At 50.1% G+C, this 19,273-nt stretch carries 17 protein-coding genes; 13 read left to right on the forward strand and 4 right to left on the reverse strand.

Annotated elements, in window-relative coordinates; all coding sequences use genetic code 11:
* Window positions 1-348 (forward strand): tripartite tricarboxylate transporter permease (locus ACQY8X_RS17795; protein ID WP_428036474.1); only part of this gene is annotated, 348 nt, incomplete at its 5' end.
* Window positions 349-656: 308 nt separating this feature from the next.
* On the forward strand, window positions 657-1,598 hold the full coding sequence (locus tag ACQY8X_RS17800; protein WP_428036475.1) for a porin: 942 nt from the start codon (window positions 657-659) through the stop codon (window positions 1,596-1,598).
* Window positions 1,599-1,735: 137 nt separating this feature from the next.
* On the opposite strand, the gene ACQY8X_RS17805 is transcribed toward ACQY8X_RS17800, so the two are convergent.
* The 3 genes from ACQY8X_RS17805 to ilvC form a co-directional block, all read right to left on the reverse strand.
* Window positions 1,736-3,805, reverse strand: a complete 2,070-nt coding sequence (locus ACQY8X_RS17805; RefSeq protein WP_428036476.1) for an autotransporter domain-containing protein — start codon at window positions 3,803-3,805, stop codon at window positions 1,736-1,738.
* A gap of 239 nt (window positions 3,806-4,044) precedes the next feature.
* On the reverse strand, window positions 4,045-5,478 hold the full coding sequence (gene modF, locus ACQY8X_RS17810) for a molybdate ABC transporter ATP-binding protein ModF (RefSeq protein ID WP_428036477.1): 1,434 nt from the start codon (window positions 5,476-5,478) through the stop codon (window positions 4,045-4,047).
* Window positions 5,479-5,569: 91 nt separating this feature from the next.
* A complete protein-coding gene (ilvC, locus tag ACQY8X_RS17815; protein ID WP_428036478.1) occupies window positions 5,570-7,045 on the reverse strand; it encodes a ketol-acid reductoisomerase in 1,476 nt (491 codons plus the stop codon).
* Between the two features lie 399 nt (window positions 7,046-7,444).
* Between ilvC and ACQY8X_RS17820 the strand changes: the two genes are divergently transcribed.
* From ACQY8X_RS17820 to ACQY8X_RS17865, 10 genes are all read left to right on the forward strand, one after another.
* On the forward strand, window positions 7,445-8,059 hold the full coding sequence (locus ACQY8X_RS17820) for a cytochrome b/b6 domain-containing protein (protein WP_428036479.1): 615 nt from the start codon (window positions 7,445-7,447) through the stop codon (window positions 8,057-8,059).
* Window positions 8,052-8,435: a DUF1924 domain-containing protein gene (locus tag ACQY8X_RS17825; RefSeq protein WP_428036480.1), complete on the forward strand. Its 384-nt coding sequence runs from the start codon at window positions 8,052-8,054 to the stop codon at window positions 8,433-8,435. The genes ACQY8X_RS17820 and ACQY8X_RS17825 overlap by 8 nt, the downstream gene beginning before the upstream one ends.
* Before the next feature lie 4 nt (window positions 8,436-8,439).
* Window positions 8,440-8,988: a diheme cytochrome c gene (locus ACQY8X_RS17830; protein ID WP_428036481.1), complete on the forward strand. Its 549-nt coding sequence runs from the start codon at window positions 8,440-8,442 to the stop codon at window positions 8,986-8,988.
* Complete coding sequence (locus tag ACQY8X_RS17835) at window positions 8,942-9,244, forward strand: PepSY domain-containing protein (RefSeq protein ID WP_428036482.1); 303 nt, start codon at window positions 8,942-8,944, stop codon at window positions 9,242-9,244. Before ACQY8X_RS17830 ends, ACQY8X_RS17835 begins: the two co-directional genes overlap by 47 nt.
* Window positions 9,241-9,900 (forward strand): response regulator transcription factor, encoded by a 660-nt coding sequence (locus tag ACQY8X_RS17840; RefSeq protein ID WP_428036483.1) that lies wholly within the window; start codon window positions 9,241-9,243, stop codon window positions 9,898-9,900. Before ACQY8X_RS17835 ends, ACQY8X_RS17840 begins: the two co-directional genes overlap by 4 nt.
* 80 nt (window positions 9,901-9,980) lie before the next feature.
* Window positions 9,981-11,297, forward strand: coding sequence for a sensor histidine kinase (locus tag ACQY8X_RS17845; RefSeq protein WP_428036484.1), 1,317 nt, complete (start codon window positions 9,981-9,983; stop codon window positions 11,295-11,297).
* Between the two features lie 128 nt (window positions 11,298-11,425).
* Window positions 11,426-13,996, forward strand: a complete 2,571-nt coding sequence (locus tag ACQY8X_RS17850) for a putative bifunctional diguanylate cyclase/phosphodiesterase (protein WP_428036485.1) — start codon at window positions 11,426-11,428, stop codon at window positions 13,994-13,996.
* Window positions 13,997-14,043: 47 nt separating this feature from the next.
* Window positions 14,044-14,655: a DNA-3-methyladenine glycosylase family protein gene (locus ACQY8X_RS17855; RefSeq protein ID WP_428036490.1), complete on the forward strand. Its 612-nt coding sequence runs from the start codon at window positions 14,044-14,046 to the stop codon at window positions 14,653-14,655.
* Between the two features lie 107 nt (window positions 14,656-14,762).
* The gene (locus ACQY8X_RS17860; protein WP_428036486.1) at window positions 14,763-15,410 is read left to right on the forward strand and encodes a tetratricopeptide repeat protein; all 648 of its coding nucleotides are present in this window, start codon (window positions 14,763-14,765) and stop codon (window positions 15,408-15,410) included.
* Window positions 15,411-15,734: 324 nt separating this feature from the next.
* The gene (locus ACQY8X_RS17865) at window positions 15,735-17,339 is read left to right on the forward strand and encodes an ABC-F family ATPase (protein ID WP_428036487.1); all 1,605 of its coding nucleotides are present in this window, start codon (window positions 15,735-15,737) and stop codon (window positions 17,337-17,339) included.
* A gap of 297 nt (window positions 17,340-17,636) precedes the next feature.
* On the opposite strand, the gene ACQY8X_RS17870 is transcribed toward ACQY8X_RS17865, so the two are convergent.
* The gene (locus ACQY8X_RS17870) at window positions 17,637-18,107 is read right to left on the reverse strand and encodes a PACE efflux transporter (protein WP_428036488.1); all 471 of its coding nucleotides are present in this window, start codon (window positions 18,105-18,107) and stop codon (window positions 17,637-17,639) included.
* 123 nt (window positions 18,108-18,230) lie between these two features.
* On the opposite strand from ACQY8X_RS17870, the gene ACQY8X_RS17875 reads away from it, so the two are divergent.
* On the forward strand, window positions 18,231-19,118 hold the full coding sequence (locus ACQY8X_RS17875; protein ID WP_428036489.1) for a LysR family transcriptional regulator: 888 nt from the start codon (window positions 18,231-18,233) through the stop codon (window positions 19,116-19,118).
* The last annotated feature ends 155 nt before the right edge of the window (window positions 19,119-19,273 follow it).

Genomic DNA, 19,273 nt, shown 5'->3' on the forward strand with positions numbered 1-19,273 from the left:
ATTCCGATGATTCTGTTTTTCTCCATCACCGGGGTTTATCTGGTCAGTTTCAATACCTTTGATATCCAGATGATGGTGGTCATTACGGTGATTGCAATCTTCCTTAAGCTGCTGGAATTCCCAATGGCGCCGATGTTGCTGGGCTACATTCTCGGAGGTCTGATGGAGACCAATCTGAGCCGGGCACTGGTGATCTCTGACGGCAGTCTGGCTTTCCTGTGGGAGCGGCCGCTGACGCTGACGATCATCTCGATCGCCGTGATCGTATTGGTCGTACCACCGGTAATGGATCTGTTCCGTAATCGTAACCGTGGGCCAGAAGTTGCGGTGAATGAAGGCGAGGGCTGATCTGGTTTTTTACTGACCCCTGTAAACGTTACTAACCCTGGCAATTGCCAGGGTTTTTTTATGCCTGTCGGGTGCCATGAACAAAACGAACTTAATGCGCTGTATAAATAATAAATCCTTTATTTTCAATAACTTTTAATGGGTTTGATCTCTCTTTAAAGTGTCTCTGGCGCTAAGGTTCGTATCAGGTCAGAGATATCTGAATGGCTGTTCGAGTGTAGCGACGACTGAGCACCAATGGGCTTCAGGAACCCCGAAAACCTGAACAAAAAATATAAAAGCAATCCATCAATGAAGTGGAGAACACGATGAAGAGAGTAGCTCTGACTACTGCAATTGCAGCCGCGATACTGGCCGGTTCCGTTCAGGCGGCAACCATCTATGAAGGCAACGGCCTGAAATATGATCTTAAAGGTGATCTGCAGGTTCAACTGCGCCAGAAGATCGGTGATAACCAGGATCAGGATCTTGAGTTTGACGATCTGGAACTGAAAAATCGGGTGACCTATGACCTTAATGAAGGCATGAGTGCGTTTGCACAGCTGGATTACAGTTTTGACAAACGCGCTAACGATCAAAGCGCTGACTCTCAGGATGGCGGTAAGCTGGAAGAGGCCTATCTGGGGCTTAAGTTTGACAATATTGCGTTGCGGGTCGGTAAGCAAAACTATTCCACCGATGAATTCAGCGTTGAAAAGGCGTATGAGACCGTAGTTGAGGACGATATTTTTGACCTCAACGATGATGCTGGCGATGATGTTATCCGTGTCGATGCACAGTTTGATAATCTGTTTGTGTCGGTCTCTACTGACCTTAAAGCGGAAGGTAATGCGGACAGCGATGGCACTAAGTCCACGGATCTGTTTGTCTCAACCGACCTGGGAAATGTGGGACTGATGGCGGCGTATCAGAACTATCAGGAACTGGGATCCGATTCCGTCTCTTCATGGGGCGTCGGTGTAACCTTTGATGCAGGCTTTGCTAAGTTTGGCGCGGACTACGGTTCGATGGAAGATACCGCTGATGTCTATAACCTGGTTGCCTCTTTCCCGGTTGCCGAGACGACTACGGTTGCGGTGGGCGTTCAGAACCGCGATGAAGATGCGGGTGATGATGTAACGGGTTGGTACGCCAACGCGACCTACAAGTTCCCTGAACAGAAAGCGGTTAGTGTATTTGGAGAGATCGGGGATACCGATGCCGACAACACCGATCCGGGTTATCTGGTGGGTATGCGTATCGTCTTCTGATTCTCTGCGGTGGTATTGTGATTGCGGGTTATTTGTCCTCCCCTTCGGGCAAGTTATCGCACACGGTACCGCTCATCAGCGCAGAACAAGCCCGGCAGTGATGCCGGGTTTTCTTATTATTTACCCTAGGAGAGGGCTTAGAAACATACCTCATAAGACGCGGCTAGCCAGGCATCAGGCATCTCTCCTTCGGTGGTTCCGTTTAACATTAATGACGCTTTACCCTTGCTTAGCCTCCCTTCAAGGCCAAACGTTGCTTTATACCAGGTGGAATCATATTCTGGACTGTCAAGTTCAAAATCATAAAGCCCCAGCAGTTGTCCCGAGGTCCTTATGCCTTGTTTATCAAGGCGGTGAGTCGCTTCTAAGCCGCCAAAAAGTTGTACGTTTCTGTTCTGGATAGCGATTGATGCGTTAACACCCAGCCTTAGCTCGGTAATATCTGCTATGCGCTTATTGAATTGAGTTGGGAAACCGCCACCTACTTCGGTATACCCGTCAAGTTCTGTTTTCGTATAGCTGATATCGGAATAGGGCGTAAAATTAACCTGTCCAGCGGACCATGCGTCGAGCCAGTCTATGCGGGCACGAACACCCCAGCTAATGGTATCTGGGCTGGCTGAGGAGAAATCCGGAGTCCCAGCATTCAGATATCCCCGGCGGATATCGGCTTCACCCCAATGGCCAAAAGTACCAACTGTTGCAAACAGTTTTTGCCTGGCTAAAACAGGTAAAATCCCTTCTAGCATGATATAGCTGCCTTCAGAATCAACATCACCACCTGAGACCAGGTTCTGATCTGACCAGGTTTTACCCAACGATGCATTCACTTGAATTGGTCCGAAATTATGGCCAGCCCCTATTTCTGCAATACCAAAAGAGCCATTCCGGTTATTGTGATCGTCTGATCCTAGGTCACCAGCGCTCCAGATGGTGTCTTGTCCTGCATTGACTCTGCGTGACATGGGATGGCTATGTGCACCATTAACTAGTGTAGCTATCTTGCGCATTGTTGAATTCGTGGCTGAGGATGAAGAGAGGAGGCTTTCACTTAAGCCCTCTCGTGTGATTAATCCACTACCCGTTTCCTCCTTGACTCGGGCTATAAAAATTTTGCGATTATGAAGAAGGCCTACAACTACGCTGCCATCAGCACTGGTATCAGTTGCCATCCAGGTTGGTGCAGATAAGTCAGAAATATCTACGTTGTTATCGGTAAGCCATTCTTCAATGGATTGCATTCCATTAGTTGTTTCCCATCTGAATGCTCTGGTGGTGTCATAACTGAGTCGTTGAGGCCCTGATACACCAACAATAACTTGTCCATTATCACTGATCTTTAATGCAGATGAAGATTTATGATTAGGAAGAGCGCCTAAACTGACCATGCCACTCTTTTCAGTCCACCTGAATGCAACATATTCGATGTTTTTGCGGGTTAACGCCTTACCCACAATAACACCACCATCAGCGCTGACTGAGTGAGCAGACGAGTTAATAAAGTCCTCCGTTCCAAGATCAACCATTCCGGCAGCTTGAGTCCACCTGAAAGCATGGTAGGTGTTCCCCATCGAGCCAATAAATGAGTCACCCACCACAGTATATCCGTCAGCACTAATACCTAAAGCTTGAGATATGTTTGACTGGTCTTCACCCAGACTGCCAAGATCAACCATTCCAGAGGATTCTGACCATAAAAATGCATGATCACTATATAGATCGTCTGGGCCTAATTCAGATCTTCCGACAACTTTTGATCCGTCAGAATTAACATCAAAAGGTACAGAATAGTTGCCACCAAGTGTGCCTAAATCTTTGAGTCCATAATCTTTACTCCAAAGAAATGCATGAGGGGCTTTATCATCTGCCGTTTTATATGATGAAGCAATAATTGAGTTACCGTCAGAACTTATGCCAAATGCAATGGACAACCAGTGATTTTCAAGCTCTTGTATGCCTGTTATCCCCGTGTTTAATTTCCACTGGAATGCTGCAGGTTGGCTCAATTCACCAATATTCGTACCGACAACGACCCCACCAGAAGCATTTAAACTGACTCGTAACATTGATATATCATTTGGGGCTTGTGTAATCTCGGTTAAACTTGCTTCAGCCAAAGTGCTTTGGCCCGTGAAGCAAAGGACTGAACTGATTAATAGAGGTAATAACTTAGGTTGGAATCTGGAACTGCCGGAGTTGATAATCATCGTCTTCCCTGATGTGTAGAGTATTGAAGCATCCTATAAAAAATAAGCTGGCTACGAAAGCTGTAAAGTATATGTAGTGCAGCTATTTAGATTTTATGGCGTCGATTGTTTCGTTATCACTTGCCAAAATAAACTCGGATTAGCAAGATGCTGGTATCCTGAAAGTCCTGTTAAATAAGCGTTACTTAACAGGACTATTTAACTCTATTTTTCTTATCTGCAGATCAATACCACAGCAATTAACTAGCTGCAGGCTCCCGCTTTTCCAGTTGCAGATAGTTATCGATCCCTTTGATCCTGTCTTCAGCGTGGTGGTTAACATAGAGTACCGAGGTTTCGCTACCGGCGCAGATCTTTTCGATCAGTGCCAGAACTAACTGACGGTTCATATCATCCAGTCCCAGACAGGGTTCATCCAGAATCAACAGGGGAGGGTGTTTCACCATCGCCCGGGCGATCAGTAGCAGACGTTGGTCACCGTAGGAGAGTTTATTGAACGGAGTATCCGCCCGGTCAGACATCCCCAGCAGGGCCAGCCACTCATCGGCGATCTTTTTCTGCCGGTCGGTTGCTTTGGTGTACAGACCGATACTGTCGTAGAACCCGGAAATAATGACATTTCTCAGCCCGGTACCCACTTTATACTCCCACTGCAGGGCGGTGGAGACATAGCCGATAAACTGTTTGATCTGCCAGATGCTCTCGCCGCTGCCCCGCTGATAGCCAAACACGAAAATATCATTCACATAGCACTGGGGATGGTCGCCGGTGATCAGTGACAGCAGCCCGGTTTTGCCGCTACCGTTAGGACCGCTCAGCTGCCAGTGCTGATTACGTTCGATGGTCCAGTCCAGTGAATCGATAATACGGTGGCCATCGTAGGTGATATTGATCTTGTTAAGCCGAACCAGAGGTTGTGCCGGATCAAGCTTCGGAATCGCGGTTTCCGGATCGGCACCCGGGACTTCAAGATCCGTGGTTTTCAGATGCAGCAGCTGATACAGCTCGTTGTAGGCTTTGCTGTCCTGACGGTCGATCTGATGCTGCAACCGGCCATGATCCACATAGGCGATATGGGTGACAAAATCGGGAAACTCGTCGAAGCGGTTCAGCACCAGTACCATCGGCACCGTTTCTACCAGTGTTGCCAGATATTGCTGCAGCATCTCCAGAGTATGGGCGTCCAGACCATCGAAGGGCTCGTCCAGCACCAGCAGCTCAGGCTCGCTGGCCAGTGCCCGGATCAGCATCACTTTGCGCGATTCACCGGTGGAGAGTTTACGGAATGAACGGTTTAGCAGTGATTCCAGCTTAAACATCTCTACAAGCTGACGTGTCAGTGCCGGGTTGCGGCCGCCTTCGCTGAGAATCTCATGCACGGGAGTGCCTTCAGAGATCACGTCCATGATATCGGCGTCATCTTTTTTACGTTCCCGCTCAATCAGTTCTGCCTGGGCTTCAAAGGAGACCAGCCCGACCTTTGTGGGTACTCCTGTGAGAGAGCCGCTCAGGGTATCGCCAGCACCTGCCAGCACGGCAGCTAATGCTGATTTTCCTGAACCGTTGGCACCGGTGATGACCCAGTGCTGGGTGTCGTCCAGTTGCCAGTTGATCTCATCCAGTTGAAAGCGATCATCGAAGTTAACTGTCAGGTTGTCGAGGCGTATATTCATAAGTATCCAGAATCAGCATCAATAGTGTTTGAACATAAAAAAAGGCCGGGCGATTAAGCCCAGCCCTTTCTGGAAGTAAGATCTTAATTAATTAAACGATCTTCTTCATATCAGCCATGTGGCCACGCAGTACAGTACCGATCGCTTCAACCGGGTGTGAACGCAGGGCAGTGTTCACTTCGATCAGGCGAGCGTTGTCGACGCCAGTATCTTCCAGATCCAGACCTTTACCGATAACGTCGGTTTTGATGTCCTTCATGAAATCAGCCAGCAGTGGCAGACACGCGTGGTTGTACAGGTAGCAACCGTATTCAGCCGTATCAGAGATAGTTGCGTTCATCTCGTACAGCTTCTTACGGGCGATGGTGTTAGCGATCAGCGGAGTCTCATGCAGTGACTCATAGTATGCAGAATCAGCAATGATCCCCGCAGCGGTCATGGTTTCGAATGCCAGCTCAACGCCCGCTTTAACCATAGCCACCATCAGGATACCTTTATCGAAGTATTCCTGCTCGGAGATCTCGACATCGCCAGCCGGTGTTTTTTCGAAGGCTGTTTCAGCTGTCTCTGCGCGCCATCCCAGCAGGTTTTTGTCGTCGTTGGCCCAGTCTTCCATCATCGTGCGGGAGAAGGTACCGTCGATGATGTCATCCTGGTGCTTGTTGTACAGCGGACGCATGATCTGCTTCAGCTCTTCAGACAGATCAAATGCTTTGATCTTAGCTGGGTTAGACAGACGGTCCAGCATGTTGGTGACGCCGCCGTATTTCAGTGCTTCGGTGATGGTTTCCCAACCGTACTGAATCAGTTTAGAGGCATAACCAGGGTCGATACCCTCTTCAACCATCTTGTCGAAGCACAGCAGAGAACCGGTTTGCAGCATGCCGCACAGGATAGTCTGCTCACCCATCAGGTCAGATTTAACTTCAGCGATGAAAGAGGACATCAGTACGCCCGCTTTGTGACCGCCGGTACCGGCAGCGTAAGCTTTCGCCAGAGCCAGACCTTCGCCTTTAGGATCGTTGTCTTCGTGAACGGCGATCAGGGTAGGTACACCGAAACCACGCACATATTCGTTACGTACTTCAGAACCCGGGCACTTAGGTGCAACCATGATAACGGTCAGGTCTTCACGGATCTTCATACCCTCTTCAACGATGTTGAAACCGTGAGAGTAGGACAGGCAAGCGCCTTCTTTCATCAGCGGCATAATAGCGTTGACAACAGCGGTGTGCTGTTTGTCTGGGGTCAGGTTCAGAACCACATCAGCGGTTGGAATCAGCTCTTCATAAGTACCGACAACAAAACCGTTTTCAGTCGCATTTTTCCAGGACTGACGCTTTTCAGCGATCGCTGCTTCACGCAGGGCGTAAGAAACATCACAACCGCTGTCGCGCAGGTTCATACCCTGGGCCAGACCCTGTGCACCACAACCGATGACAACCATCTTCTTGCCTTTCAGTGCTTCAACGCCATCGCTGAACTCGTCGATAGACATGAAACGGCATTTACCCAGTTGTTCCAGTTGCTCACGCAGTGGCAGCGTGTTGAAGTAGTTATTAGACATATCTGATAGTTCCGGTTGATTACGTCACCGCGCTGTAGGCAGTGACTGAAAATGTGTTTTATACAGCCCGCAGATACCGCTGACCGGCAAGGCTTAAATTCAGGCAGGCGCATTATTATACAGGTGAGACTGCTGAAATTTAATAGGGCTACTCTATATAAAAAAATACCTTGCGTATATTGATATATATACATTGCAGTGTTGCGAATAATGAAATACAAGGGCGGTTATCGATGTCACCGATCCCTCTGCCTTGAGGTTCAGCTTCACCGGCCTTTTCCGCTTTTTTTACAAAACCTTTAAAAGCTTAAGGCTTTTTAAGCTTCTTTTAAGATCTTCTCATTAAGATAGCCACTATAGAGATTGTTCATGGACATGAACGGTAAGAGGAGGCTAGAGATGTCGAGTAAAGATTCACAACAGGTCATAAAAGTCTGGGACCCGCTGGTTCGGGTGTTCCACTGGTCACTGGCGCTGTTTTTCACGGTTGCTTATCTGAGTGAAGGTGATTTTGAAACCCTGCATTTTTATATGGGTTACGGCATCAGTGCGCTGATCGCATTCCGCTTGCTCTGGGGCATTGTTGGGCCCAAATATGCCCGTTTCACTAATTTTGTCACCGGTAAAGAGAAGGTGGTGCGTTATCTGAAATCGCTGCTAACGGGTAAAGCTGAGCATTATGTTGGTCATAATCCTGCCGGCGGTCTGATGGTTATAGCGTTACTTCTGATGCTGGCGCTGACCTGCTTCTTCGGTATGACACTGATTGCCACCGATAATACCGGCCCACTGGCAGGAACCTTTGTTGCGTCATTTAATCCGGATCTGGTGAAAGAGCTGCACGAAATTTGTGCTAACGGCACCCTGGCCCTGGTGTTTATTCATCTTGCAGGGGTGGTCGTCAGCAGCTTGCTGCATCGGGAAAACCTTATCCGCGCCATGGTTACTGGCGTCAAAGTTATCGGTGCTGACAAATCAAATATTGAGAAGGTTAAAGGAGAGACTCATGTCTAAAAAAATAGGACTGCTGGCCGGGCTGTTGTCTTGCCTGGCGTTTGCTGCCAATGCGGATGTTATCGATCAGAAACTGGGTGAATACCGCGCACAGGGTGCTGAAACATTCACCGCAGAGGCTGGCTTAGCACTGTGGAAATCCGATAACGATGGTCGCAGTTGCACGCAGTGTCACGGCGTAGATCCAACCAGTGTGGGTAAGCATGCTAAAACCGGCAAGGCGATTCAACCGATGGCGCCATCGGTCAATCCGAAACGCTTTACGGATATTGACAAGATCGATAAGTGGTTTTTGAGAAACTGCAAATGGACACTCAACCGCGAGTGTACGGCGCAGGAGAAGGGCGATTTCTTAGTATGGATCAGGGGGCAATAAGATTATGAAATCAGGAGTAAAAAAAGCGATGGGATATATCCGTTACAGTGTTGCCGGCAGTTTTATCCTGGCCGCATGGGGGTTGGGGCTGACCGGTGTGAGCAATGCCTCTGGCACTTATAGTGCCGGTGCAGCGAGCACGCCCGAGGCGGTTGTTTATCGTGAAGAGTGTGGTGCCTGTCATGTGGCTTATCCTGCGGGTTTACTACCGGTAGAAAGCTGGAGCACTATAATGACTTCGCTGGATGATCACTTTGGTGAAAACGCTGAAGTGTCTGCTGAGTCTGCTGCGATGATCACCGCTTATCTGACGGATAATGCGGGCAAACCCGGCCGTGGAATGTTAAAACGTATGAAGGGTGATGCGCCTTTACGTATCACGGAACTTCCCTATTTCGTGCGTAAACACGATGAAGTGCCAGAACGTATGGTCAGTGGCAATGAGAAAGTAGGTAGTTTCAGCAACTGTAATGCGTGCCATGAACGCGCTGAAAGTGGAGAGTTCGATGAAGATACTGTTCGCATTCCTGGTTATGAGCGTTGGAGTGATTAATCAGGCTTGCGCTGGCACTGATATCAGTGATGCCCAGGTGCGGGAGTGGGTAGCCGCAGGCAAAATCATGTCCTTCGTTGATATTATGGCTGTCAACGAATCTCGCCTGAATGGACGCCTGCTCGATCTGGAGATCGAGCAGGAGCACGGAAAAATCGTCTATGAGGTCGAGGTGCTCAGAGAGAATGGTGAAGTGCGCGAGTTTCATATTGATGCAGCATCCGGCATAGTATTGAAAGAGGAAAAGGACGATTGAGAATTCTACTGGTCGAAGATGACCTGGATCAGGCTGAAGGATTAAAGCGCAGTCTGCAAAAGGCTGGTTATGTGGTCGAGATGGCACATAATGGTACTGACGGGCAGTTTCTTGGCGATGAGGAACAGTTTGATGCGGTGGTGCTTGATCTGGGCTTGCCGGAGATTCCCGGACTGGATGTACTCAGACACTGGCGCGCAAAAGGTAATCACGTGCCGGTGATTATTCTCACGGCCAGGGATGCCTGGCATGAGCGGGTCGATGGCCTGAATGCCGGAGCCGATGACTATCTGGGGAAACCGTTTCATGCGGATGAGGTGATCGCCCGTCTGCAGGCGGTGGTCAGACGGACGGTAGGTAAAGCGGATAATGTGCTGGAATGGAAGGGGGTGCGCCTGCTGTTGGCAGAGCAGCAAGCGATTGCCCAGGATGGTCGGCTGATCACCCTGACCTCCACTGATTTTCGCTTACTACGTCACTTTATGATGTACCCGGATAAGGTGCACTCTAAAAGTTATCTCAGTGAGCAGGTATACGAAGAGGAACAGATTAAAGACAGTAATGTTATTGAGGTCTATGTAAACCGCCTGCGTAACTATTTTGGTAAAGACTTTATCAAGACCCAGTGGGGCAAAGGCTATCGGATAGGCGAGTGAACAGTGAGCGGACCGTATTATTATCAACAAAGCCCTTATAGACAGGGTTTATATAGACCCACCCTTTACAGCAGCTGTCCATGATTAAAGTGTCGATTCGCAGACAACTGAGCCGCAGCCTGATAGTGGCACTCTGCCTTACTATGGGCGCGTTATTGCTGGTGGTGAACTGGGGCATCGGTCAGATCTCCCATGAGTATATGCTCTCGGGCATGAAACACGATGCCGAATCCCTTATTGCTGCGTTGCAGCCGGTGCCCGACAATCAGACATGGGAGGTGGGCGCACGGGGCGCAAGTGCAGTCTATCAGCGGGCGCTTTCCGGACATTATTATCTGATAAGTGGCCCGGATATAGAGATCAGAAGCCGCTCGTTGTGGGATTATCCTGTAACGTTTAAAACCCTGGCTCAGGGGCAGGAAAACAGTTTTCAGATGGCTGGAGCCAGTGGTCAGAACTGGCTGGTCTGGCAGTTGGGGTTTAGCAAGGGGGATACAGCGTTCACCCTGAGCATTGTCGAAAACAGCTCGCCGCTGGATGCCCTGAAATGGCGTTATTCGTTCTGGGCGCTGTTGGTGCTGGCCTGTGGCGCCGTTGCGCTGTTCTTTATGCAGCAGTGGATTCTGACCCGCAACTTTCGTTATCTGGACTCGGTCAGAGAAAAGATCCAAGCGTTCCGTTACGCTGAAGAGAAACCTGATCTGCACAGTGTGCCTGAGGAACTGGCACCCCTGGCAGATGATATTGATCAGCTATTGCAACAGTTAAAGCAGCGGGTCAGTCGCTCCCGTCATTCGCTGGGCAATCTGGCCCATGAAATCAAACGACCATTGCAGCGACTGCAACAGTTGCAGGATGAGTCTGCCGCCGCTTACAGCCCGGATATCAAACATCTGCTGGACGATATTCAATGGCTGATTCAGCGTGAACTGAAACGTGCCCGGATTGTCGGTGTTTCATCTCCAGGCCGACAAACTAACCTGGCGGTCGATCTGCCACCGCTGATTAATATCCTCGGCAAGTTATACCCGGCTATCCGTATTGAAACGGACCTGTCAGCGGCCGGCACTCTGCCGCAGGATCGGGATGATATGCTCGAACTGATCGGCAATCTGCTCGACAATGCCTGCAAATATGGCCTGAGTAAGGTTAATTTAACCATTCAGATAGTGGCTGATCATGCCGTAATCCAAGTCCTGGATGATGGTAATGGGTTGCCACAGGAGAGCATCGAGCTGCTGCTGCAACGGGGCCAACGTCTTGATGAGCGGCAAGAGGGGGCAGGGCTGGGACTGTCGATCTGTCATGATATTGTCGAAAGCTATCAGGGACAGTTTACCCTTGAAAACCACCCGCCTGACGGCATTCTGGTCACCATTGAATTGCCGCTGCGTTAACCCGGCCTGAGGTTCATTCGCTATCTCATAATGAGGGGCTTAATTGCTCTCCTCGTTCGGTTAGTGGTCTAGAATGGCTTTCTGAATCAGATTATGAGCCTTAGTTTGTGATGAATGTTTCCAAAAAAATGAGTTGGATCGTTATTTTAAGCTCAGTAGGGGTTTTAGTACCGGCATTATTCGCCTTGTATTTTACGGCTAAAAAAGAGCTCTTAGAAAAAGAGTTAGCTCAGCACCTGGATTATATCCAGATAGTGGCGGATGATTTTGCCTCTGATCTGAATGTGCTGACTAGCAATCTTGAGAAGTTAAACTTACTGATCAATCGACAGCTCATCGATGCGAATCAGGAAGATATCGCCCGATTTGATCAGCGGATGGCGCTTTCAGCCGACGGTGCCTGGAGAAATAATAAAGCGCACTATGATGGCCGCATTCAGGCGGGCCTGTTTTTACCTCCGGATTACAATCTCGATGCTGATGCCAGGCGTTTTTATGGCCGAATGTTTAATATTTTTGAAGCCTTTGGTATTGCCGCCAGTAGTAAGCAATCTTTCGACAATCTCTGGTTTCTGGGTCATCAACGCAGTGAATTGATCTATGACCTGATCTATCCGGACTTTATCTATCGTATGAAGCCGGAAACAGATTATACCGGCTCTGACTGGATGACTCTGGCGTCACCTGAACGCAACCCTCAGCGTGAAACAAAGTGGACCTCTCCTCTGTTTGATTCCGTTTCCGGAACCTGGATCGTTAGTGCTGTGCATCCCCTCGACATAAAAGGGGAGTGGGTCGGTACACTTGGGCAGGATGTGCATACGAGTATGTTATTCAGGCTTATCAGCTCTGCTAATGATAAGTTTGCAGGTGAGCAGCATATTCTGAGGGATAGCCAGGGAGGTTTTCTCTTAGCCGGTCCCTGGCAAGAGCAGTTAGAAGCAGAGACTAAGCCGTTCGCCATTGATAAGAACGAGTCAGAACTGCTGCTGATGCTGTCTAAACCCTCTACAGACTCTGCAACCTTTATGGGGGAGGTCAGTGTTCAGGGTAAATCCTATCAAGCTATAGCTGTCGTATTGCAGCCGATGCAGTGGAGTTATGTGCATCTGATTCCGACTGAGGAAATTTTAAAGCCCTTGGTCAACACTCTGTATTACATCGTACTGTTTTTTGTCATTATCGTTATTTCAATCAGTGCTCTTATCAATGCAGCGGTGCGCAGGATGATCTCCAGACCGGTTGAAAGACTGGTTGAACGCACCCGTCTTTTTTCAATCGGTTTGAAGCCGCAACCTATAGCGGACTGGGGCAGCTACGAGTTTACTGAACTGGCTCGGGCGCTGGATGCGATGAATGAGGATCTTGATCGGGAAACCAATCGCCTGGCGTTTATGGCAACCCATGACGAGTTAACCGGGCTGCCAAACCGGAGTCTGCTGGATGATCGTCTGGAACAGGTGATAACGTACAGCCGACGGCGTAAAGTCAAAGCCGCAGTGCTGTTTCTCGACCTGGATCAGTTTAAAACGATCAACGACTCGCTCGGTCACTCTGTCGGCGATAAGTTGTTACAACAGGTTGCCGAGCGTATCGCTTTTCAGATGCGGGAGAGTGATACTGTGGCGCGCTTTGGCGGTGATGAGTTTGTTGTGCTGGTGTCAGATTTTCAATGTATACAGGATGTATCAAATATTGCTGAGAAGTTGTTATTTGTTATCAAACAGCCCTACATCATTGATGGCTATGACTTGAGGGTTACCAGCAGTATCGGTATCAGCATCTGTCCGGATGATTCAAACGTCGCTGAAACGTTAATTCAAAATGCAGATACGGCGATGTATCTATCGAAAAATATGGGGCGCAATGCGTTTCAGTTCTATACCAAAGATATTCATGACAATGTGGTACGTAAGCTTCAGCTTGAAGATGCACTGCGCAAAGCGGTCGAAGAACAGCAGTTTATCCTCTATTACCAGCCTAAGGTGAATCTGATCAGTAAAAGAATCTGCGGTATGGAAGCGCTGATTCGTTGGCAACATCCGGACATTGGTATTGTCTCGCCGCTAGAGTTTATTCCGCTGGCGGAAGAAACGGGCCTGATTATTGAGATAGGTGAATGGGTGATTGGGGAAGCGTTCGGACAGATGAAACAGTGGTCAGAGACGTTTTCATGGTTAAACGATATGGCGATTAACTTATCGGCCAGACAGTTCCAGCAGGCAGGTTTTGTCAGCACTATCACAAAGATGCTGAAAGAAACCGGTGTTGAAAGTGCTAACATTGATTTTGAAATTACTGAAAGCATGATCATGAACGATGTGAAAGCGGCTATCCATGTTTTGTCTGAGCTAAAACTGTTGGGGGTCTCTATCAGTATCGATGACTTTGGAACCGGCTATTCCAGTCTGAGTTATTTGAAACATCTGCCTGCGGATTCATTAAAAATTGATCGCTCTTTTGTGCGGGACCTGGTCAATGATCCTGATGATCAGGCGATCACAAAATCGATAATAGCTTTGGCAGATAACTTGAATCTGAGTGTTATTGCTGAGGGTATTGAAACGTCTGAGCAGGAAGAGATGCTTACGGCGATGGGGTGTGAGTATGCTCAGGGATATTATTACAGTCGCCCGGTCCCCGCGGCTGAGATGCAGCAGCTATTGCTGCGTCAGCAAAATGCAGCAGATGAGGCGTAGCGCTCGGATGCTCGGTTATCAAAAACTCAATGGTTAAAGGCTCGATGATGAACCGGTCAGATATCAGCCGGGCACTGCAACAGCTGGCCAGGGTAGATGCGGATATCGCCCGCGCACTGCCGCAGACCGGCGTTCCGGCACCCCGACAAAGAGCGGCCGGTTTTGCCGCACTGCTGGCGATTATTATTGGTCAGCAGGTGTCTACCGAGGCGGCTGCAGCGATCCGGGGACGGGTCGAAACGCTGTTGGCCGGGGGCAGCGCTGAACGGCTTCTGGCGGTGGATGATCAGGCGTTGCGGGACGCCGGGATGTCCTGGCGTAAGATCGAATATGCCAACGGGCTGGCGGGTGCCGTTGTCGATAAAACCCTGGATCTTGAGGCGCTGCCCCATCTGCCTGATGATGAGGCGATCAGCGTGATCTCTTCGTTGCGGGGCTTTGGCCGCTGGAGCGCAGAGATCTATCTGATGTTTTCGCTGCAGCGGCAGGATATTTTTCCCGCCGATGATCTGGCATTGCTGGTGGCTTTAGGGCGCTTAAAACGGCTGGAGAAAAAACCGACGCCCAGGCAGGCACGGGAGATGGTTGCGCACTGGGCACCTTATCGCAGTGCCGGCTCACTGTTTCTCTGGCACTATTACCGGGGGGCACCTGTTTAGTTATTCAGTTTGAATTGAGCGGAATTTATTGCTGTCTGCGTGGTCGACTAGTGAGTCGCACTATTTATTGCGGTACCGGCATGTTGTTTAATTGTTAAGGAATCTGTATGACCGATAGAGCAAACTCTCATAGTGTTAAGTTCTGGCTCACGATAGTGGCTTTTCAGATCATCTTTGGTCTGGTTGTGTTTGGCTTCACCCGGCAGTATTACCTCTCTGAACCGACATTAGCGGCCACTAAGCCCAATCTGGACTGGCCGGTGGCTGGGCAAACCCTCTCCAGTGATCTGCTGACCGGCACCGCGGGGCGCACTGCTTCGACGATGGGTTCTGCTGCTATGGGTGGGGCTGGTATGAGCGGCAACAGTGTGGGCGCGACCTCCGATCTGAGTGTGCTGCAAGACCCGGTGGAGATCTCCCGCATGGCGAATGAGCTGTTTGCCAAACAGGACTATCAACAGGCCGCTAAGCTGTATGAAAAATTGCTGGCATTTGCACCGGAAAATGCAGATACCTACAACAATCTGGGACTGACACTGCATTACATCGGACGGTCTGATGAGGCCCTGAAAATGCTCGATGAGGGCTCTATTATTGATCCATCCAATCAGCGCATCTGGCTAACGCTGGGGTTTGTCAGCAACCAGTTGGGCGATACTGAAAAAGCCCGCACCGCGCTGCAAACCGCTGTCGATCTGGGAGCTGATACCAAGGTTGGTGAGTCTGCGGCAAAGATGCTGGCAGAACTGCCCTGATTAAACGGTTATCAACTGCCACGCTCTGTGTCCTCTGTGGAACATCTACATCAAACCATCGGGGGCGCAGAGAAAGAGTAGAAGACGCAAAACCGGAGTGCTTTGCGGCAAATATTTTAACTCTACCGATCTAATCCTCAGAAAGGTCGTTTTTGTTCAATAAATGTACAGTTGCCTCTCGACATTGGCGTCTTAACTCTTTAAAGTTGCCGCTTCTTTAGCAGTGCCGTTTTGGTGTTGTTTAACCTGTACTTTTCAGGGCTCTTTTTCCGGATTCTCTTTCAGTACATTCTTTCCAGAACTTTCTTTTCAGGACGTATTCCTTTGATCTCCTCTGCAAACATCACTATGCAGTTTGGCGCTGAGCCGCTGTTTGAAAATATCTCCGCGAAATTCGGCAACGGTAATCGTTACGGTCTGATTGGCGCCAACGGCTGCGGTAAATCTACCTTTATGAAGATCCTCAGTGGTGAGCTGACCCCAACGGCGGGTAATGTGTCTGTGACGCCGGGTGAAAAGCTGGGTATCCTCAGCCAGAACCAGTTTGCCTTTGAAGACTACACGGTGATAGACGCGGTGATTATGGGGGATGCGGAACTGTGGAAGGTGAAGCAGGAGCGTGAGCGTATCTACTCTCTGCCCGAGATGTCGGAAGAGGACGGCATGAAGGTCGCCCATCTTGAGGTGGAATTTGCCGAGATGGATGGTTACAGCGCCGAGAGCCGTGCGGGCGATATCCTGCTGGAAGCCGGTATCGCTGAGGAGTTCCATTTTGGCTTGATGAGTCAGGTTGCCCCGGGCTGGAAGCTGCGGGTGCTGCTGGCCCAGGCGTTGTTTGCTAATCCTGATATCCTGCTGCTGGACGAGCCCACCAACAACCTCGATATCCACACCATCAGCTGGCTGGAGAATGTGCTCAACCAGCGTAAGAGCACCATGATCATCATCTCCCACGACCGTCACTTCCTCAATGCGGTCTGCACCCATATGGCGGATATCGACTATGGCGAACTGCGAATCTATCCGGGCAACTATGATTACTATCTGGAAGCCTCTGCGCTGATCCGCGAACAGCTGTTAACGTCGAATGCCAAGAAAAGTGCCGAGATGGAAGATCTGCAGGCATTTGTTAACCGCTTCTCGGCGAACGCTTCGAAAGCGAAACAAGCCAGCTCCCGGGCGAAGAAACTGGAGAAAATTGAGCTGGATGAGGTGAAAACCTCCAGTCGGCAGTTCCCGTCCATTACCTATAAACAGGATAAAAAGTTACACCGTCAGGCGCTGATTCTGGAAGAGATGGGCCACGGGTTTGAAGACGAAATGCTATTCTCCGGTGGCAATCTGATTCTTGAAGCGGGCGCCAAACTGGCGGTTATCGGTGAGAACGGTGCCGGTAAAACCACCTTCCTGCGCTGCCTGATGAATGAACTACAGGCCAGAGAGGGCACTGTTAAGTGGTCTGAAAACGCCTCTATCGGCTACTGCCCACAGGACAGCTCGGCTGACTTTAATACGGATCTTACGCTGTTCGAGTGGATGTCTCAGTGGCGTACACCCAAGCATGACGACCTTAAAGTCCGCGCGATGCTGGGGCGCTTGCTGTTTACCGCGGATGACTTCAATAAGAAGGCCCGGGTCTGTTCCGGTGGTGAGAAAAACCGTCTGCTGTTCGGCAAACTGATGATGATGGATATCAATGTGCTGATCATGGACGAGCCCACCAACCATATGGATATGGAAGCGATTGAAGCGCTGAATATCGCCCTGGAAGGCTTTGATGGCACACTGATCTTTGTCAGCCATGACCGCGCTTTTGTCTCGTCCCTGGCGGACAATATTATTGAGATTAAAGATCACAAAGTGATCCACTTCCCCGGTACCTTTGATGAGTATCTGGATAACCAGACCAAGGCTGCCCGGGTCGCCTGAACGGAAGGAGCAAACCGCTAAAGCTAGCTCACCACAGAGGCCACAGAGAAAAGATTCATAATGCTCTTCTCCGTGGCCTCGGTGCTCTCTGTGGTAAATATTGCTGGATTATGAGACAGCGAAGGTGCAACCCCTGAACCTGGCTCACCACAGAGGACACCGTACCCAAGGGGCATCCTAAGAACACAGAGGAAAGATTAATAAGCTCTTCTCTGTGGCCTCTGTGTTCTCTGTGGTAAAAATTTATTATCCCCCCGGTTAGCCAAAGCACAGCACCAGAGGTGTTTCAGTACTCTCTCAGACAGAGCTCTCAGACAGAGGCAGTGACGCGGCGGGTTGAGCCACCGGAAACACCCGGTCATAGCCCCAGTTAAACACCAGGGTGTAGGCCATTACCGCGAAAATCATCACCATATCTACCACCAGTGCCTGCATAAAGGTGACATCCAGCCACCAGACGATCAGCGGCAATGAGGTGGCGGTCAGTGTGATTTCCAGCCCCATCGCATGCAGAACTCTGCCCAGCAGTTTTCGCTCGGTGGGAATCCTGCCAAGACGAACATCATAGCGATCAAACAAGTAGTTAAAGATCGGGTTGATCAGCATCGCCTTGATACTGATCACCACGGATAACATCCCCACATCAACGATATCCCGGTTGAGCATCAGAGACATCATCGGCGCCAGCAGGGTCAGCAACAGCGCCTCAAACATCAACGTGTGACGCAGACGGTCCATGGGAGTACGGGTAATAATAGGCTGATTCATGATGGCTCCTTACAAATTCCCTGTCAGCTGACAGTGCTTAAATGATGGTGGCCATTCTAGGGTTTATTTAGATAGATAAAAGTTAGATACTATCTGAATTTCAGATAGATTGAGGGTGTGCAGATGGCAGGTATTGATCAGTTGGAAGCCTTTGTGATGGCGGCTGAAACCGGCTCGTTCTCGGCTGCCGCCCGGCGTCTGGGAAAGGCGCAGTCCGCGGTGAGCACCGCCATCAGTAATCTGGAGCTGGACAGCAATGTCGAGCTGTTTGACCGCAGCAGCCGCAATCCGGTGCTGACAAAAAGCGGAGAAGCACTGCTGGAATACGCCCGCACCGTGCTCCATAGTCAGCATGAGTTTCGTGTCCATGCCCAGGCGCTGGGGCACAGTGATGAGGTCGAACTCTGTCTGGCAGTGGAGCAGAGTATCTCCAACCGGCCACTCATGGCGATTCTGCACCGCTTCGAGCAACGTTTTCCCCATATCCAGCTGGAACTGCTGGACCCCGGCGGCAGCGATGTGGCGGAACTGGTGCGTACTAACCGCGCGGATATCGGCCTGATGCTGGAGCGCGAAAGCTATCCACAGGGGTTTGGTTTTCGCGGCATCGGTTATTCTGAGCTGGTGGCAGTGTGCCGTCACGATCACCCCATTGTCGGTAAACAGCCGGTCAGCCATGCAAACCTGCGCGCTTATCGGCAACTGGTACTGCGTAGCGTGGACCTCAGTGATCGCAGTCATGAGCGGTTGATGTTCAGCCCCAGTGTATGGTTTTCAGAAAGTCCGCACCTGATTATGGACCTGCTATGCAGCGGTCTGGGATGGGCCTTTCTGCACCGTAATGTGGTGCAGGAAAAACTGGATAGCGGTGAACTGATTATCCTGCAACGGGACTATCAGAAAGTCGCCAGCCTGCAAGGGGTCGACGTGGTCTGGGCAGAAAACCGCTCGCTGGGCAGCGCCGGTAGCTGGTTGCTGGAAGAACTGTCACAACTGGATCTTACTTTGTAAATCTTAGAACGCGGCTTCGCCGCTTGCTAGAACGGAGCCTTCGGCTCCTGCTCGTGGCTAGACGGAAACTTCGTTTCCTTGCTAGAAAAAGCGAAGAAAAGGGCATAAAAAGCTGTGGTTAGAACGCGGCTTCGCCGCTTGCTAGAACGGAGCCT

This window comes from Amphritea sp., from assembly GCF_050300915.1.
Classification (GTDB): Bacteria; Pseudomonadota; Gammaproteobacteria; order Pseudomonadales; family Balneatricaceae; genus Amphritea.

Excerpts from the sequence above, each read along its gene's own strand:
- ACQY8X_RS17805 (WP_428036476.1), bottom strand. The coding sequence starts at position 3,805 with ATGATTATCAACTCCGGCAGTTCCAGATTCCAACCTAAGTTATTACCT.
- ACQY8X_RS17870 (WP_428036488.1), bottom strand. The coding sequence starts at position 18,107 with ATGAATCAGCCTATTATTACCCGTACTCCCATGGACCGTCTGCGTCAC.
- modF (WP_428036477.1), bottom strand. The coding sequence starts at position 5,478 with ATGAATATACGCCTCGACAACCTGACAGTTAACTTCGATGATCGCTTT.
- ACQY8X_RS17845 (WP_428036484.1), top strand. The coding sequence starts at position 9,981 with ATGATTAAAGTGTCGATTCGCAGACAACTGAGCCGCAGCCTGATAGTG.
- ACQY8X_RS17820 (WP_428036479.1), top strand. The coding sequence starts at position 7,445 with ATGTCGAGTAAAGATTCACAACAGGTCATAAAAGTCTGGGACCCGCTG.
- ACQY8X_RS17850 (WP_428036485.1), top strand. The coding sequence starts at position 11,426 with ATGAGTTGGATCGTTATTTTAAGCTCAGTAGGGGTTTTAGTACCGGCA.
- ACQY8X_RS17875 (WP_428036489.1), top strand. The coding sequence starts at position 18,231 with ATGGCAGGTATTGATCAGTTGGAAGCCTTTGTGATGGCGGCTGAAACC.
- ACQY8X_RS17855 (WP_428036490.1), top strand. The coding sequence starts at position 14,044 with ATGAACCGGTCAGATATCAGCCGGGCACTGCAACAGCTGGCCAGGGTA.
- ACQY8X_RS17800 (WP_428036475.1), top strand. The coding sequence starts at position 657 with ATGAAGAGAGTAGCTCTGACTACTGCAATTGCAGCCGCGATACTGGCC.
- ACQY8X_RS17835 (WP_428036482.1), top strand. The coding sequence starts at position 8,942 with ATGAAGATACTGTTCGCATTCCTGGTTATGAGCGTTGGAGTGATTAAT.
- ACQY8X_RS17825 (WP_428036480.1), top strand. The coding sequence starts at position 8,052 with ATGTCTAAAAAAATAGGACTGCTGGCCGGGCTGTTGTCTTGCCTGGCG.
- ilvC (WP_428036478.1), bottom strand. The coding sequence starts at position 7,045 with ATGTCTAATAACTACTTCAACACGCTGCCACTGCGTGAGCAACTGGAA.
- ACQY8X_RS17830 (WP_428036481.1), top strand. The coding sequence starts at position 8,440 with ATGAAATCAGGAGTAAAAAAAGCGATGGGATATATCCGTTACAGTGTT.
- ACQY8X_RS17860 (WP_428036486.1), top strand. The coding sequence starts at position 14,763 with ATGACCGATAGAGCAAACTCTCATAGTGTTAAGTTCTGGCTCACGATA.